The sequence below is a fragment of the Haloferax sp. Q22 genome (genome assembly GCF_001482285.1).
Classification (GTDB): Archaea; Halobacteriota; Halobacteria; order Halobacteriales; family Haloferacaceae; genus Haloferax.
The window spans coordinates 46,338-61,537 of the sequence record NZ_LOEP01000056.1 but is presented as its reverse complement, the minus strand read 5'-3'; the positions used below and the strand labels follow the sequence as shown (position 1 = coordinate 61,537).

The 15,200-nt window shown below is 65.5% G+C and carries 16 protein-coding genes and 1 pseudogene; 12 read left to right on the top strand and 5 right to left on the bottom strand.

Annotation, left to right across the window (positions count from 1 at the left end; translation table 11 throughout):
• Positions 1-113 precede the first annotated feature (113 nt).
• Positions 114-1,178, top strand: a complete 1,065-nt coding sequence (locus tag AM590_RS18950) for an ATP-NAD kinase family protein (RefSeq protein ID WP_058828831.1) — start codon at positions 114-116, stop codon at positions 1,176-1,178.
• A 78-nt stretch (positions 1,179-1,256) separates the two neighbouring features.
• Here the strand turns inward: AM590_RS18950 and AM590_RS18945 are convergent, their stop codons facing one another.
• Positions 1,257-1,631 (bottom strand): carboxymuconolactone decarboxylase family protein, encoded by a 375-nt coding sequence (locus AM590_RS18945; RefSeq protein WP_082677786.1) that lies wholly within the window; start codon positions 1,629-1,631, stop codon positions 1,257-1,259.
• Positions 1,632-1,950: 319 nt separating this feature from the next.
• On the opposite strand from AM590_RS18945, the gene AM590_RS18940 reads away from it, so the two are divergent.
• Positions 1,951-2,982 (top strand): phosphate uptake regulator PhoU, encoded by a 1,032-nt coding sequence (locus tag AM590_RS18940; protein ID WP_058828829.1) that lies wholly within the window; start codon positions 1,951-1,953, stop codon positions 2,980-2,982.
• Between the two features lie 56 nt (positions 2,983-3,038).
• Here AM590_RS18940 and AM590_RS18935 read toward each other — a convergent pair whose 3' ends face one another.
• Positions 3,039-3,482, bottom strand: a complete 444-nt coding sequence (locus AM590_RS18935) for a hypothetical protein (RefSeq protein WP_082256464.1) — start codon at positions 3,480-3,482, stop codon at positions 3,039-3,041.
• 185 nt (positions 3,483-3,667) lie between these two features.
• On the bottom strand, positions 3,668-4,852 hold the full coding sequence (locus AM590_RS18930; protein ID WP_058828828.1) for an LEA type 2 family protein: 1,185 nt from the start codon (positions 4,850-4,852) through the stop codon (positions 3,668-3,670).
• Between the two features lie 152 nt (positions 4,853-5,004).
• On the opposite strand from AM590_RS18930, the gene AM590_RS18925 reads away from it, so the two are divergent.
• From AM590_RS18925 to AM590_RS18910, 4 genes are all read left to right on the top strand, one after another.
• A complete protein-coding gene (locus AM590_RS18925) occupies positions 5,005-5,187 on the top strand; it encodes a hypothetical protein (protein ID WP_004043756.1) in 183 nt (60 codons plus the stop codon).
• Positions 5,188-5,248: 61 nt separating this feature from the next.
• Positions 5,249-5,473: a hypothetical protein gene (locus AM590_RS18920; protein ID WP_004043755.1), complete on the top strand. Its 225-nt coding sequence runs from the start codon at positions 5,249-5,251 to the stop codon at positions 5,471-5,473.
• 43 nt (positions 5,474-5,516) lie between these two features.
• The gene (locus tag AM590_RS18915) at positions 5,517-5,948 is read left to right on the top strand and encodes an SRPBCC family protein (protein WP_058828827.1); all 432 of its coding nucleotides are present in this window, start codon (positions 5,517-5,519) and stop codon (positions 5,946-5,948) included.
• Positions 5,949-6,377: 429 nt separating this feature from the next.
• Positions 6,378-6,695 (top strand): hypothetical protein, encoded by a 318-nt coding sequence (locus AM590_RS18910; RefSeq protein WP_058828826.1) that lies wholly within the window; start codon positions 6,378-6,380, stop codon positions 6,693-6,695.
• 53 nt (positions 6,696-6,748) lie between these two features.
• Here the strand turns inward: AM590_RS18910 and AM590_RS18905 are convergent, their stop codons facing one another.
• Entirely contained in the window at positions 6,749-8,275 is a 1,527-nt protein-coding gene (locus AM590_RS18905; protein WP_058828825.1) for an aldehyde dehydrogenase family protein, read from the bottom strand.
• A gap of 132 nt (positions 8,276-8,407) precedes the next feature.
• On the opposite strand from AM590_RS18905, the gene AM590_RS18900 reads away from it, so the two are divergent.
• A complete protein-coding gene (locus AM590_RS18900) occupies positions 8,408-9,127 on the top strand; it encodes a helix-turn-helix domain-containing protein (protein WP_058828824.1) in 720 nt (239 codons plus the stop codon).
• A gap of 30 nt (positions 9,128-9,157) precedes the next feature.
• Here the strand turns inward: AM590_RS18900 and AM590_RS18895 are convergent, their stop codons facing one another.
• The gene (locus tag AM590_RS18895) at positions 9,158-9,997 is read right to left on the bottom strand and encodes a proline dehydrogenase family protein (RefSeq protein WP_058828823.1); all 840 of its coding nucleotides are present in this window, start codon (positions 9,995-9,997) and stop codon (positions 9,158-9,160) included.
• Positions 9,998-10,177: 180 nt separating this feature from the next.
• Between AM590_RS18895 and AM590_RS18890 the strand changes: the two are divergent.
• The 5 genes and pseudogenes from AM590_RS18890 (at position 10,178) to AM590_RS18870 (ending at position 15,155) form a co-directional block, all read left to right on the top strand.
• Positions 10,178-11,503 (top strand): annotated as a pseudogene (locus tag AM590_RS18890) (ABC transporter substrate-binding protein).
• Between the two features lie 52 nt (positions 11,504-11,555).
• A complete protein-coding gene (locus AM590_RS18885) occupies positions 11,556-12,497 on the top strand; it encodes a branched-chain amino acid ABC transporter permease (protein WP_058828822.1) in 942 nt (313 codons plus the stop codon).
• Positions 12,494-13,618 (top strand): branched-chain amino acid ABC transporter permease, encoded by a 1,125-nt coding sequence (locus tag AM590_RS18880; protein ID WP_058828821.1) that lies wholly within the window; start codon positions 12,494-12,496, stop codon positions 13,616-13,618. Before AM590_RS18885 ends, AM590_RS18880 begins: the two co-directional genes overlap by 4 nt.
• On the top strand, positions 13,615-14,421 hold the full coding sequence (locus AM590_RS18875) for an ABC transporter ATP-binding protein (protein ID WP_058828820.1): 807 nt from the start codon (positions 13,615-13,617) through the stop codon (positions 14,419-14,421). The genes AM590_RS18880 and AM590_RS18875 overlap by 4 nt, the downstream gene beginning before the upstream one ends.
• On the top strand, positions 14,418-15,155 hold the full coding sequence (locus AM590_RS18870; protein WP_058828819.1) for an ABC transporter ATP-binding protein: 738 nt from the start codon (positions 14,418-14,420) through the stop codon (positions 15,153-15,155). The genes AM590_RS18875 and AM590_RS18870 overlap by 4 nt, the downstream gene beginning before the upstream one ends.
• Positions 15,156-15,200 lie beyond the last annotated feature (45 nt).

Sequence of the window (15,200 nt, the reverse complement as noted above, 5' to 3'; positions counted from 1 at the left end):
TGAACGTCGCCGCCGTGGCCGACGCGCGCTGCCCGCGGCACCGCCGCTCGCGGCGGGCGGTTCAACCGCCGGCTACCGCGTCGCTTTTCCCCGGGGCGCGGGTTCGTTCAGTCATGCGAATCGGTGTCGTCGTCAACCCCGTCGCGGGGATGGGCGGCCGGGTCGGCCTGAAGGGAACCGACGGGAAAGTCGAGGAGGCCAGAGCGCGCGGCGCGGAGCCGCGGTCGCCCGAGCGGGCGCGACGGGCGCTCTCGCGGCTCTTCGAGGCCGCTCCCGAGACGGAACTGCTCGCGTGGGGCGGCGAGATGGGCGCGTCGGCCGCCCGAGAGGCCGGTTTCGCCCCCGACGTGCTCGGCGAACCGTCAGGCGACGAGACGAGCGCGGCCGACACTCTCGCCGCCGTGCAGGCGTTCGTCGCCGCCGGCGCGGACCTCGTGTTGTTCGTCGGCGGCGACGGCACCGCGGCGGACGTGGCCGAGGCGCTCGACGGCACCGACGTACCGATGCTCGGCGTCCCCGCGGGCGTGAAGGTCTACTCCTCCGTCTTCGCCGTCTCGCCCGAAGACGCCGCCCACGTCGTCACCTCGTTCGAGCGGACCGAGGCTCGCGAGGTCATGGACATCGACGAGGACGACTACCGCGAGGGCGAGGTCAGGCCGGAGCTTCGGGCGGTCGCGCACGTCCCCGTCGCCGAGGACCTCCAGTCGTCGAAACAGACCGGCGGCGGCACCGTCGAAGCGCTGGCCGCGGGCGTCGCCGACGACATCCGTGCGACCGAGGGCGTCACCTACGTCCTCGGCCCCGGAAGCACCGTCGGCGCGGTGAAAGCCGAGTTGGGCATCGACGGGTCGCCGCTCGGTGTCGATGTCTACCGCGACGGCGAGGTGCTCGCCCGCGACGCGACCGAGGCCGAGATTCTGGCGAGTCTCGGCGAGGAGAACGTCATCGTCGTCACCCCAATCGGCGGACAGGGGTTCGTCTTCGGCCGCGGCAACCCCCAACTCTCGCCGGACGTGATTCGCCGCTGCGACGTGTCGGTCGTCGCCTCGCGGTCGAAACTCGACGCGATTCCGGTCCTCCGGGTCGATACCGACGACCCCGACCTCGACGCCGACCTCCGCGGGTGGACGAAAGTCCGCGTGGGTCGCGTCGAGCGGCGGATGATGAAAATCGAGTGAACGTCGCACGTCAGTCGCGGCCGACTCGGCACGCCAACAGAAAAATCGAGCGAGAGACCGCTCCCGTCGGCCGCCTCGTTAGTCGTCCGCCGGTGCCTGTTGTTTCGTGATGTACTCGACGATTTCGTCCGTTTCGGTCTTGAACTCGTCGAGGTCGGTCTCGTTCCCGTGGAGAACCGTCGAGAAGTACTTCGTGTCGGCGGCGAGATTGACTGCCTCTTTGAGTTCCTCGTCCGTGACGCCGCTCAACCGCGCTTCCTCAGTGTGGAAGTAGATACAGTAGGGACAGCTAGTCGCGGCCGCGACGCCGACACCGATGAGTGCTTTCTCTCGCCCGGACAGTTCGGTCTCCTCCCCCAGATTGAGGTCGCGGAAGAGCCCCCAACTGTGTTCGCTCGCCGGTGCTGCCAAGTCCTCCATCCAACTCGGGACTTGGCCGAGCATTCCCTCCATCTCTTGCCGTGTGGTGTCTGATACCATCTCTTTCCCCCGTTACCTCCGCAGTCCCGTCGCTGGGGAGGTACTTACTACGAGGTGTTGGAGAAGTAAAGTTATGAGCCGTCTGGGTAGTTATAATATGTCCGTATCGACGACGTTCCGGGGAAATGCGCGGTTAATATGCCGGCCTGGGGGATGGTTCTCTCCCATCACCCCGCCGGTTCGACATGAATGATTTAATATTTGGAATTGTGTGCAATGAGAACCACTACCCATTATTCATAGAGGGTGTAATATAGTGAGGTTTAAGGTCATTGGAGGGGTTCTGACTACCATGGAAACCCGGAAAGTCCAGCGTCTCGGTCCCTCCACGCTGGCGATGACGCTTCCAGCGGAGTGGGCCAAGGAACACAACGTCGAGAAGGGCGACGAAGTGACCATTCGGACGAGCGGGAAGGGCACGCTGACCGTTCTCCCCGAATCGGTCAACACGGAGGACTCGAAGGCGACGATTCGCGCGGACAATCTGAATGCAGAGGCGCTCGAACGCGCCATCGTGGCACAGTACGTCCTCGGGCGGCGCGTCATCCACATCGAAAAGAGCGAGGGCGCGCTCGACTCGGACCACATCAACGCCGTCTACAAGGCCGAGACTCAGCTCATGGGCCTCGGGGTCATCGAGGAGACGCCCGAGCGAATCGCGATTCGCTGCTCGGTCGACGCGGAGGACTTCACCCTCGACAACCTGCTCGAACGCCTCGAAAACACGGGGAGCACGATGCGCGGCGAGGCCGTCAAGGCGCTCGCCCACGGCAACCCCGACCTCGCCCAGCGGGCGCTCAACCGCGAGCGACAGGCGAACAAGATTTTCGTCCTCCTGCTCCGACTCATCTTCACGTCCTACCAGAACCCCAACCTCGCGCGGGCGGTCGGCCTCGACTCCGGCTTCCCGCTCATCGGCTACCGTTCGGTGGCGAAGAACCTCGAACTGACCGCCGACAACGCCGAGGACATCGCCAACATCGTCATGGACGCCGAGGGACACACCATCGACGTCGACCAGTCGACGATGCGGCGCATCCGCGAGTTCACGGACCACGTCGACGAGATTACGACGACCGCGGTGCGGGCCGTCGTCGAGCGCGACTACGACCTCACAATCGAGTGCCGAGAGCTGTTCCGTGAGATAAGCGACCGCGAGCGCGACATCCTCAACGACCTCCCGGAGATGGAAAACCAGAAGCTCCTCCAGATTCGCGAGGTGCTCGTGAGCCTCCAGCAGACCGCGCAGTACGCGATGCGGAACGCCGAAATCGCGTCGAACCTCGCGCTCAACGAGGAATCGGACCACGTCACGATAGACTGAGGACCCGAGAGAAACTGTGGGCGGCAGGGCGGCGGCACGCCGTCGTACCGTCGCGCTCAGTCGGCGATGACTTCCATCGCCTCGCTGTTCTCGGTCTCGGACGACTCTTTTTCACCCGTCAGCGGGTTGCGGCTGGCGATGCGGCAGTCGAACGCCGGATGCTCGCCGAAGTGCCGGAGTATCATGTGACGCCGCGACCCCGTGATGCCGGTTCGGCCGATGTCCTCGGCGGTAAAGCGCTCGGGTAGGCGGTCGTACAGTCGACGCAGTTCGTCGAAACTGGTGAACACCTTCGCGTTGCCAGTGGAGTCCGCACCACGGCGGGAGACGACGTAGCTTCCGTCCCGCCGGTACTCACCGGCCGTGCGGAAGAACTCTCGTTTCTCGGTCAGCGCCGAGCCGATGGCCTCCTGCAGGTCGGCAGCGGCGTCTCGGGACAGTTCACAGGACTGGTCGCCAAAGGAGACGACGATGGTTTCGTCGTCGCTCTCGACGGACACAGGGTTCTCATTACGGGAGAAGAACTCGATCAGGAGCGTGGGTACTCCGTGTCATATCATCGAATATCTCGTCCGACGGTAAAGGGTTGTCGGCTGAGTCAGGAATCACCGAGGATTTCTCGGCGAATCGGGGCGGTCACACGAGGGTTCGACTCCCTCCTCCGCCGCGGGACTGAACGCGGCCGCTACAGGAGGCCGTCGTCGGTCGTGGTGGTCCCGCCGTCTGACGACGTGGTCGTTGTCGCGGACGTTGTCGTCTCGGTTGTCGTCGTTGTCGTCTCGGTTGTCGTCGTTGTCGCCGTCGCGGTGTCTGTCGAAGTCTCAGTTGCAGTCGCGGTCGAGGTGGTCGTCGCAGTTTCCGTGGCCGTCTCGGTCGCCGTCGCCGTCGTCTCGGTCGCCGTCTCGTTCCCCTCCGACGCCGCCTTGTTCCCGAAGATGTCCGTCTCGAACGTCTTTTCGTAGGTCAGCGGGTCGAGCGGAACGCGGAGGGTCGTGCCGCCGGCGTCGAGGTTCGCGTAGAAGTCGATGCGCAGGTCGGTCGTCTGGTCGCGTTCGAGGTGCGAGACCCACCACTCGTCGAGTTTGTCGTTCTGAATGTAGGTCGTCGCCTCGATGGTCTCGGTCGACTGCGGGGGGATGACGTACTCGGAGTTCGTCGTCCCCTCGCCCACGTCCACGTCGTTCATGGAGATATCGTAGCCGAGTTCGGAGACCGCAATCGGGTACGGCTTGGGGTTGTGGACGACGAACGTGAGTTCGAGCGCCGTGCGCTCGCCCGTGGACTCGCCCCACTCGGCGCTCGTCTCGTTGACGTACAACACGGGGTCCGAGACGACCGGCGAGTTCGCGTCTATCTCGCGGGTCTCCGTGGAGTTGAACGCCGACAGCAGGTCGGTGTCGATGCTCCGGGTTATCTCGGGCGCTTCGAAGGTCCGCCCGAGCGTCTCCGAGGAGACGTTGGCGTCCACGACGAGGTCGGTGTGCTCGCCGTTCTGGATGTGTGAGACCCACCACTCGGGGATGCGCTCGTTTTCGAGCGTCGTCCGGAGCGGGACCGCCGTGGTCCCCCGCCCGATAGCGACGCCTTCCTTCTCGCCCGTCGCCATCTGAATCCCGTTCATCTCGACGCCGTAGTCGACTTCGAGGCCCGAGAGGTTCGCCGAAAGCGGGTTGGGGTTCGAGACGTACAGGTCGGTCTCGATGACCGTCTCCGTCTCGTTGACCCCGGCGAACCGGTTGTCGACCCGGTCAACGCTCGGCGCGCCGATGACGCCGGTCGCGTACGCCCCGCCGACGCCGGCCGCGACGAGCACCAGCGCGACGAGTGCGATACGGAGTTTTCCGCCGAACAACGCGGATGTCAGTCCCATCGTTGTGGACACACGAGACTGGTGGTACATATGTCGAACGGCCGAGCGCGAGACTGGTCCGTGGGGCCACACCGCACGCCCGGACCCCGTCACGCTACCCCACGACAGGTGGTGTCGAATGAACTAAGTGCGCACCCGCGAAGGTCGGAAACATGGAAACCAAGACGGTGCAATCCGACAAGTCCATCGGCTTTGCGGCGTTGTTCGGCGTGCTCACGCTCGTCGGCGCAGGGCTGATGGTCGCCGGACCGGACCAGTTGACGAAGGCGCTCGGATTTATGGTAGCGATTATCGCGGCCTCGCTGGCCGTTTGCGGTGCGCATCTGTTCCAGTAGCTATCAACGTTGAGGAACACGGGTAACCGTTAATAACGCCCATTCCCTAGACGGCCCGAGGATGACTGAGTACACCGACGAGGAACAACGCATTCTCGCCTATCTCCGCGACAGCGTCAGCCGCGGCGAGGGCTACTTCCGGGCGAAGAACATCGCCGAAGCCATCGGTCTCACCGCGAAGCAGGTCGGGTCCCGTCTGCCGCGGCTGGCCGAGAAGTCCGAGGACGTCGAAATCGAGAAGTGGGGGCGCGCCCGCTCGACGACGTGGCGCGTCACCCGAAGCTGAGGCGATTCCACGGCTTTTTACTGTGGAGGTGTGATGGTATCCCATGACCGTCCGCGTGAAACGAACCTTCGAGTTCGACGCTCCCGGCGAGCGCGTCTGGGAGTTTATCGCCGACCCGGCCAAGCGAGCGGAGGCTATCAGCGTCGTCGACCGCTTCGACGTGGCCGACGACGGACGCCACGCGACGTGGTACCTCGAACTGCCGATTCCGCTCATCCGCTCGACGGTGACCGTCGAGACCGAAGACATCGAAGTCGACGAGCCGACGCACGTCAAGTTCGTCGGCAAGTCACGGGTGATGCGGGTGACGGGCGAACACACCATCGAAGAGCGCGACGGCGGCAGCCGCCTCGTCAACGAGTTCACCGTCGACGGCCGGTTGCCGGGTGTAGAGGCGTTCTTCGAGCGCAATCTCGACCGCGAACTCGACAACCTCGAATCGGCGCTCCGGCGCGAGTTCGAAGCGACCGCCTGAGGCCGAAGACGACCGCTCACTCACGATGAGTCCGAAGCGACGAACCCCAAGATCCGTGGGCTCACGGGGCGTGGGAACCCGTGTTGCGGTGGGTTTATACATCGCGGCTCCTAAGCGAAAGTCGCCGACGCAATAGGCGCTTTTCTCGCCAGTCGTCGGCGACTCCACATCCGCCGCACCCGCCGCAACGTTTCGGGGTCCGTTGCGGCATCAGAAACGACGTGGCCACGTCGTTTCGCGCCCCCAAGCCCGGTGGGGGTGCACTCCCCTCGTCTCACTTCGCCAACTGGTGACACGAGATTCGGCGGGAGGCGAATTCGCCTCCGCCTTTTGACGACCGCTTCGTTCCGAGCCACGGCGCTGTCGGTCGCCGATACCGGTCGCGTCTCGGAGCGCACGCTTCTTTCCTCCGGGGGCCGTGGAGACACCATGACCGAGACGATTCGAGGCGACGTGCTGCACGCCATCCCGCCGGACGAACTCGACGAAGAGGACCTGTCGCCCGAACTCCGGGCGCTGGCCGACTCGCGCCACGTGCTCGTCGTCCGGAAGGGCGGTCACCCCTCGATACTCGACCTCATCTGGGCGTTCGTCCGCCGCGACCCCATCGAGGCGGTGACCGTCGTGACCGACCGCCACGTCGACGAGGACGAGGAGGTGACGCTGACCGTCGAGGAGACGGACATGCCCGGCGTCTACGTTACGGCGGCCGCTCACCGTGAGGAAGCGTCTGCGGACGACGGGTGAAACGACGGAACGAAAAGGTGGGACAGATGCGGGGCCGCGGTGGGTGACCGACCTTACTCGTCTTCTTTGGTCTTGATGTCCGCGGAGAGGCCCTGCGCCATGCGAATCTCCTTCGAGTTGTTGAGCGTCCACGCGGTGCGCTCGGTGACGGCCTCGATGATTTCGCGGGCCGAGGGGTAGCCGTTGCCGGACTTCTTCACGCCGCCGAACGGGAGATGGACCTCCGCGCCGATACACGGGAGGTTCCCGTAGGCGAGGCCGACCTCGGCGTGGTCGCGGAAGTAGTTGATCTGGCGGTAGTCCTCGGAGATGACGGCACCGGCCAGCCCGTAGTCGGTGTCGTTCTGAATCTCGACGGCGTCCTCGATGTCGCCCGAGTACTTCAGCAGGGCGACGTGGGGACCGAAGACCTCCTCGTGGGTACAGCGGAGGTCGTCGTGGGGGTCCGCCTCGTAGACGAACGGCCCGACCCAGTTGCCCTCCTCGTGGCCCTCGGGAATCTCGTCGGCGTCGAGTTCGGTGCGGTCGACGAGGACGTTCACGCCCTCCTTCTCCGCGAGTTCGTTGTACTTCGTGACCTTCTCCTTGTGGCCCTCCTCGATGAGGGGGCCCATGAACGTGTCCTCGCGGAGCGGGTCGCCCACGGAGACGTTCTTCGCGTTCTCGACGAAGCGTTCCTTGAACTCGTCGTACACGTCCTCGTGGACGACGATGCGCTCGGAGGAGACACACCGCTGGCCGGTGGTCTTGAACGACGACATCGTCGCGGAGTGGACCGCGATGTCGAGGTCCGCCTTCTCGGTGATGACGACGTTGTTCTTGCCGCCCATCTCACACGCGGCGAGCTTGCCGGGCTGTTGGGCCACCTTGCTCGCGACCTCGTGGCCGACCTCGGCGGAGCCCGTGAACAGCACGGAGTCGACGCGCTCGTCGTCGACGATGCTCGCGCCGGCGTCGCCGAAGCCCTGTACCATGTTGAACACGCCGTCGGGGATGCCGGCGTCCTCGAACATCTCGGCGATGATCTGGCCGCACCACGGCGTCTGCTCGGCGGGCTTCCAGACGACGGTGTTGCCCTCGACGAGCGCGACGGCCATGTGCCAGAAGGGGATGGCGACCGGGAAGTTCCACGGGGTGATACAGCCGACGACGCCGCGCGGTTTGCGGCGCATATAGGCGTCCTTCGCGGGAATCTCGGAGGGAATCACGTCGCCTTTGGGGTGGCGGGCGTCGCCCGCGGCCCACTCGACCATGTGGTACGCCTCGATGACGTCGGCGCGACCCTCGGAAATCTCCTTACCGCACTCCTTGGTGACGACCTCCGCGAGTTCCTCGGTGCGGTCGCGCAGTTCGTGGTAGATGTCCCAGAGATACTCCGCGCGGTCGATGTGCGAGAGTTCGCGCCACTCCTCGTAGGCTTCGTCGGCCGCGGCGGCCGCGGCGTCGATGTCCTCGGGCGTGCCGCGTCGGAACGTCCCCAGCGACTCGCCCGTCGCGGGATTCGTGCTCTCGAACGTCTCGTCGCCGGTTCCGTCCGTCCACTCGCCGTCGATATAGTGCCGATATTCGTCCTGCGCCATATGACTCTAGCGTCACAACTAGGATTAATAACCCCGGACCCTCCCATGGAAGGGATGTCCCCGGGTCGACGCGTCAACCAACTCCCGAGTGACCACAGACAACATCTTACGTAGCGGCGTATTACCCGGTGTATGAGCGAGCGCATGTCAGGTGAAGGTACACGCCTCACGCTCGACCTGTGGCATCCGAACTGCTGGGCGATAGAATCGACGAGCGAGTACGACGGCGGCATCCTCGCACACGCCATCTACGACGCCCCCACCGCGGGCGTTGAGCGGTCGAACGGACTGTTCACCGCCTACGGCGAGTCGCTCGACGAGGTCGAAACGCTCCTTGACGTTATCGCCGACTCGGACCTCACCGGCGAAGTGTTGGAACTGCAAGAGCGGTTCGACTCCCGCGGGAAGCACGTCGCACCCGGCTCGGTCGCCCGCGAGTTCTTCTTGGAGTACGACCCGAGCGACATGATGTGTCCGGAGCTACTCAAGCAGGGCTTCGTCCACAGCGCCCCCACGCAGATAGAAAACGGCCGAGAGCGGTGGGAAGTCTGGTTCGCGGGCGCGAGAGAAGAGATTCAGCCTCGCATCGAGACCGTCATGGACGAGACCGGTGCCGAGATTCGCGTCGCCTCCATCTCCACGTCGGAGGGTGCGGAGCCGGAGCGCAGTCGGCGACTCGACACGCTCACCCGGAGCCAGCGGCAGGCGTTCGAACTCGCGCGCGAAGAGGGGTACTACCGCTGGCCCCGCGAGGTTTCCACCCGCAAACTCGCCGCCGAGATGGACATCTCGAAGACGACGCTGCTCGAACACCTCCGAAAGGCGGAATCGAAACTGCTCGACCCGCAGTAGCGCGGGGCGAGCCGGGGGGCCTGTCCCGACTCAGATGCCGGCGACGGCGCGAAGCGCGAACAGCGCGTTCGATTTCCGCTCGCGGACGCGCCGGTAGAAGTAAGAGAACCACTTGTCGCCGTAGGGCACGTACTGCCACATCTCGATGTCGGCGTCGGCGAGGTCGCGCTGGCCGTCCTCGCGCACGCCCATGAGCATCTGTACCTCGTAGGGCGTCCCGTACTGCTCGTGGAGGTGTCGGGCGTGCGCGATCATGTGCGGGTCGTGACTGCCGACCGCGACGCCGTCGTCGAACTCGGTGAACATGTATTCGAGGAGGTCCTCGTACACCTCGTCCACCTTCGACTTCTCCTTGTACGCGATGGACGCGGGCTCGTTGTACGCGCCCTTGACGAGGCGGACCTTCCCGGGCACCTCGGCGAGGCGTTCGAGGTCCTCGCGCGTGCGTTTCAGGTTCGCCTGTACACAGACGCCGACGTTCCCGCCCGTCCGGTGACCCAAGTCGTCGACGGCGTCGAGGGTCACGTCGGTCGTCTCGTGATCCTCCATGTCGACCCAGACGAACACCCCCTCGGCGTCCGCGGCGTCGACGATGCGGTCGAGGTTCTCCCGGAAGACGCGGTCGCCGATGTCGAGGCCGATCTGTGAGGGTTTCACCGAGACACAACCGTCGAGATTCGTCGCGCCGAGTTGGCGGACGAGGTCGATGTACGCGTCGGCGTCGGCGTCGGCATCGGCTCGGTCGGTGTAATGCTCGCCGAGTAGGTTCAGTATCCCCGCGATGCCGTCGCGGTTCAGCGACTCGACGTGCGAGACCGCCCCGTCGGCCGTCTCACCCGCCACGAAGTTGTTCGCGATGGGGGGTATCATATCCCGCTATTGTGAGACACATACCCTAAAGAGAGACCCTACCAAATCATTCTGAAAAATATTACTGAAATAATCTCCGGACGCTCGTTTCGTCCGGCGGGTTTCGGGCGCCCGACCATGAACGGTTACAGGTATATTTACGATAATTGGAGAGCATATCTTGTTATGTCACCACACGACATGGACCGCAGAACGCTGCTGAAGCTGTCGGGGCGACCGCCGGTTGTCTCGAAGGCGAAGACGAGGGCACGGCCACGGCCACGACGACTGAGGAGAGTGGCGGTGGCGGCGGTGAGGAGACCACCACGACGACCGAGGAAAGCGGTGGCAGCGGCGAGTCGTACACCATCGGCATGGTCGACTCGCTCACCGGGTCGCTCGCACCCTACGGCGAGCGCAACACCCGCGGCCGCGAACTCGCACTCGCCGCCATCAACGAGGCAGGCATCGGCTCCGAGGGGGCGTCGCTAAGAATCTCCGTCGAGGACGACGAGAGTACGAACCAGGGCGGGGTCAACGGCGCGCAGAAGCTCGTCAACCAGGACGGCGTGCCGCTCCTCATCGGCTCTGTCGGCTCGGGCGTCTCCATCGCCATCCACGACAGCGTCACCAACGACGCCGGCGTCGTCCAGATCAGCCAGAACAGCACGAGCCCCGAACTCACGTCGCGGCCGGACCTGCTCCGCATGAGCCCCTCGGGGGCCGCGAAGGGGCAAGCGCTCGCCAATCTCGTCAACGACGACGGCCACGACACCGTCGCCGTCACGTGGATCAACAACGACTACGGGACGGGCCTCTCGGACGTGTTCGCCGAGACGTTCGAGTCCGACCTCGGCGGCACCGTCGCCTACAACGAGCCCCACGACCAGGGGCAGTCGTCGTACAGCGGCATCCTCACCGAGATGGCCTCGACGGACGCCTCCGCGTGGGTGTTCATCACGTACGCCAACGAGTACACCGTCATGGTCAACGAGGGGTTCGACCAGGGCTACAACACCGCTGTGGACTACTACGGTGCGGAGTCCACCGTCGCCGACTCTATCATCGAAAACACCCCCGCGGGCAGTATGGACGGGATGAAGGGTATCACCGAGAGCGCCCCGCAGGACCAGGAGAACTACCAGAACTTCGTCTCCGCGTTCGAGGAGAACTACGACGCGACGCCGACGGTCTGGTCGGCGTACGCCTACGACGCCGACGGTCTGGTCGGCGTACGCCTACGACGCCGTGACCGTTGCGGCGCTCGCCATCGAGGCGGCCGACGAGTTCTCCGGCGAGGCGCTCGCGTCCGTCGTCCGCGACGTGACCCGTCCCGAGGGTGAGGAGGTCTTCACCTTCGAGGAGGCCGCGGCCGTGCTGCGCGACGGCGGTTCGCCGAGCGACATCAACTATCAGGGCGTCAGCGGTCCGGTCGACCTCGACGAGAACGGCGACCCGCCGGGCTACTACCAGATTTACAGCGTCCAGGACCACGAGTACGTGTTCGGCGACTACATCACGAGCTAACCATGCACGCACGGAACGGACGCCGACCGACCGACTGGAGGGTTCCGGAGCCGTGATACCGCTCCAAATCAGCCCCTTCCAGTACGTCGCCAACGGCGTGGTGTTTTCGAGCATCATCGTCCTCGCGGCCATCGGGCTGTCGCTCGTCTACAGCATCGCGGACTTCGCGAACTTCGCCCACGGCGACCTCATGACCGTGGGGGCGTTCTCCGCGCTGTTCTCGGTCGGCTTCCTCCGACCGATGCTGGGCGACGCGGGGGTGTTCGGCCTGCCGCTTTGGTTCTTCCTCGCCCTCGCGTTCGGCATGGGCGCGGCGGCGGTCATCTCCGTCATCACCGACCGCGTCATCTACCAACCGGTGAAGGGGTCCGACTCCATCGGCCTGCTCATCTCCAGTATCGGGGTCGCGCTCGTCTATCGCGCGCTCGTCTTCCTGTCGTTCGGGACCGAGGCCGAGCGCTACGGCGTCCCCAGACAGGGACCGATTCCGTGGGTCCGCGAGACGCTCGGTATCGCGGTCACCCCGCGCAACCTCGTCGTCGTGGCGCTCACTATCGTGCTCGTGACGGCGCTGCACCTGACGCTGACGCGGACGACCCTCGGCCGGAAGATGCGTGCGACCGCCGACAACGCGGACCTCGCGCGGGTCAGCGGGATTCGGACCAGCGAGGTCATCTTCGCCATGTGGCTCATCGGCGGCGCGCTCGCCGCGGCCGGCGGCGTCTTCCTCGGACTGGAGGAACTCGTCCGCCCGCGCATGGGCTTCGACATCCTGCTCATCGTCTTCGCCGCGGTCATCCTCGGCGGCATCGGCTCCGTCTACGGCGCGATGCTCGGCGGTCTCGTCATCGGGATGGTCCACGAACTGGTTCCGCTGTTCTACCAGTGGGGCATCAGCCCGGTCGGCTCGCGGTACGCCGCGGCCGTCGCGTTCGTCATCATGGTCGCCATCCTGCTCGTTCGCCCGAGCGGAATCGCGGGTGATAGCGGATGAGCGCCGTGTCCACGTGGGTGAGCGAGACGCTCGTCCGCGACCCGACCGAGCGGCGCATCTTCGCAGTGCTCGGACTCATCACGGTGCTACTCGTCGTCGGCGTCCTCACCGGCGTCATCGGACCGCGGTTCCTCCTGTTCCAAATCGCGCTCGTCGGGATGTACGCCCTGCTCTCGCTCGGACTCAACGTCCAGTGGGGCTACGCCGGGCTCATCAACTTCTCCGTCGCCGCGTTCTGGGGAATCGGAGCCTACTGTGCCGCGCTGTTGACTGCACCGAACTCCCCACTCGGACTCGGACTCCACCCGGTGTTCGGGTTCCTCGCGGCAATCGTCGTGAGCGCGTTCATCGCGGTGCTCATCGGTATCCCGACGCTGCGCCTGCGCGAGGACTACCTCGCCATCGCCAGCCTCGGACTGGCCGAGGTTATCCGCGCCATCATCCTCAACGAGCGCCAGTGGACCGCCGGTTCGAGCGGTATCAGCGGTATCCCGAACCTCATGTCGTGGCTCCCGCTGACAGACGCCGCGACGACGGCCGCAATCGTGGTCGTCCTCATCGCGGTCGTCTACCTGTTCCTCCGGCGCGTCCACCGGTCGCCGTGGGGGCGCGTCCTCCGGACCATCCGGTCCGACGAGGACCTCGCGAAGGCGCTCGGTAAAAACACCTACCAGTTCAAGATGCAGGCGTTCGTCATCGGCTCGGTCATCATGGCCGTCGCCGGGGCGTTCTACGCCCACTTGAACCTCTACATCGACCCCTCCGACCTCGTCCCCCTGACGACGTTCTACATCTGGATCGCCGTCATCCTCGGCGGGACCGGGTCGAACCGCGGGGCGGTCGTCGGCGCGGCCGTCGTCATCGCCATCCGCGAGGGGACCCGCTTCCTCAACGACATCGGGTTCATCCAGACGCTCGGCATCGACTTGGCTCCGCTGCGACTGCTGTTCGTCGGCGGGCTCATCATCCTCATCATGCGCTTCCGGCAGGACGGACTCCTTCCCCCGAAGGACGAACTCATCTGGCCGGCGGCGCGCGACGAGAGCAGTACCGGCGGCGCGTCACCGTCGGGTGCTGTCCCGGACGGCGGCACCGCCTCGAACGGAGGTGACGACCGATGAACGACGGCGCGTACGAGGGTGCCCACCTCGGCAAGGACGATGTCGTCCTGAAGACGACCGACTTGGAGAAGGCGTTCGGCGGCCTCGTCGCCACCGACGGCGTCTCCATCGAGGTCGAACGCGGGACCATTACCGGAATGATCGGGCCGAACGGCGCGGGCAAGTCCACGCTGTTCAACCTCATCTCCGGCTTCTACGAGAACGACGCCGGCCACGTCACCGTCAACGGCGAGGACGTGACCGACCTCGAACCGCACGAGCGCGCCCGAAAGGGACTCGTTCGGACCTTCCAGACACCCCGGCGGCTGGAGGGGATGTCCGTCCGCGAGGCGATGCTCGTCGGCCCCGGACCGCAGAAAGGCGAGTCGATCTTCTCGCTTTTCTTCTCCGGCTCCGACGTGACCGAAGAGGAGCGGGCGAACATCGAACAGACGCGCGAGTTGCTCGAACGGTTCGAGATCGGGCACCTCATCGACCAGCCGTCGACCGACCTCTCCGGCGGGCAGATGAAGCTCGTCGAGCTCGCGCGGGCGTTCACGACGGACCCCGACATCCTGCTCTTGGACGAGCCGGTCGCCGGCGTCAACCCGACGCTCGCAAACGACATCAAGCGGTTCATCCGCGAACTCAACGAGGAGGGCCAGACCTTCCTCATCATCGAACACGACATGCCGTTCATCATGGACCTCGCAGACCCCATCATCGTTCTCGACCAAGGGAAGGTGCTCATGGAGGGCTCGCCGGACGAAGTCCGCTCCGACGACCGCGTCATCGAGGCGTACCTCGGGGGGGCCGGCCCATGACCGAGCGCGCACTCGACGTCTCGGGCGTCGACAGCGGCTACGGCGAGGTGCAGGTCCTCCCCGACCTGACGCTCCACCTCGAATCGGACGAAATCGTCTGTATCATCGGGCCGAACGGCGCGGGGAAGTCGACCGTCCTCAAGACGGTGTTCGGCCTCCTCAAGCCGTGGACCGGATCGGTCGAACTGAGCGGACAAGACATCACCGGCGAGGAGCCGGAAGACCTCGTCCGCGTCGGGATGGGCTACGTCCCACAGGTGGACAACGTCTTTTCCTCTCTCACCATCGACGAGAACCTCAAGATGGGTGGCGTCGCCCGCTCCGAGGGCCTACAGGCCAGAATCGACGAACTGTACGACCAGTTCACGATTCTCGACGAGAAGCGCTCGGCCAAGGCCCGGACGCTCTCGGGTGGCCAGCGGCAGGTGCTCGCGTTCGCCCGCGCGCTCGTGATGGAGCCCGAGGTGCTTCTCATCGACGAGCCCTCGGCGGGCCTCGCGCCCAACATCGTCCAGTCGGTGTTCGAGGACGTGAAGAAGGTGAACGAACTCGGGACCGCGGTCCTGATGGTCGAGCAGAACGCCCGCGAGGGGCTCGGCATCTCCGACCGCGGCTACGTCCTCGACCAGGGGACCGTCGCCTACGAGGGCGACGCCGACGGCCTCCTCGACGACCCCGAAGTCTCGCGGCTCTACATGGGCGGCGCGGACTACGAGGGCGTCGAGGGCGAGTAACTCGCGAGCCGCGGGCGCGACCCGCGGCCGAACTCCCCCAGAACC

Excerpts from the sequence above, each read along its gene's own strand:
- AM590_RS18950 (WP_058828831.1), top strand. The coding sequence starts at position 114 with ATGCGAATCGGTGTCGTCGTCAACCCCGTCGCGGGGATGGGCGGCCGG.
- AM590_RS18945 (WP_082677786.1), bottom strand. The coding sequence starts at position 1,631 with ATGGAGGGAATGCTCGGCCAAGTCCCGAGTTGGATGGAGGACTTGGCA.
- AM590_RS18940 (WP_058828829.1), top strand. The coding sequence starts at position 1,951 with ATGGAAACCCGGAAAGTCCAGCGTCTCGGTCCCTCCACGCTGGCGATG.
- AM590_RS18930 (WP_058828828.1), bottom strand. The coding sequence starts at position 4,852 with ATGGGACTGACATCCGCGTTGTTCGGCGGAAAACTCCGTATCGCACTC.
- AM590_RS18925 (WP_004043756.1), top strand. The coding sequence starts at position 5,005 with ATGGAAACCAAGACGGTGCAATCCGACAAGTCCATCGGCTTTGCGGCG.
- AM590_RS18920 (WP_004043755.1), top strand. The coding sequence starts at position 5,249 with ATGACTGAGTACACCGACGAGGAACAACGCATTCTCGCCTATCTCCGC.
- AM590_RS18915 (WP_058828827.1), top strand. The coding sequence starts at position 5,517 with ATGACCGTCCGCGTGAAACGAACCTTCGAGTTCGACGCTCCCGGCGAG.
- AM590_RS18910 (WP_058828826.1), top strand. The coding sequence starts at position 6,378 with ATGACCGAGACGATTCGAGGCGACGTGCTGCACGCCATCCCGCCGGAC.
- AM590_RS18905 (WP_058828825.1), bottom strand. The coding sequence starts at position 8,275 with ATGGCGCAGGACGAATATCGGCACTATATCGACGGCGAGTGGACGGAC.
- AM590_RS18900 (WP_058828824.1), top strand. The coding sequence starts at position 8,408 with ATGAGCGAGCGCATGTCAGGTGAAGGTACACGCCTCACGCTCGACCTG.
- AM590_RS18895 (WP_058828823.1), bottom strand. The coding sequence starts at position 9,997 with ATGATACCCCCCATCGCGAACAACTTCGTGGCGGGTGAGACGGCCGAC.
- AM590_RS18880 (WP_058828821.1), top strand. The coding sequence starts at position 12,494 with ATGAGCGCCGTGTCCACGTGGGTGAGCGAGACGCTCGTCCGCGACCCG.
- AM590_RS18875 (WP_058828820.1), top strand. The coding sequence starts at position 13,615 with ATGAACGACGGCGCGTACGAGGGTGCCCACCTCGGCAAGGACGATGTC.
- AM590_RS18870 (WP_058828819.1), top strand. The coding sequence starts at position 14,418 with ATGACCGAGCGCGCACTCGACGTCTCGGGCGTCGACAGCGGCTACGGC.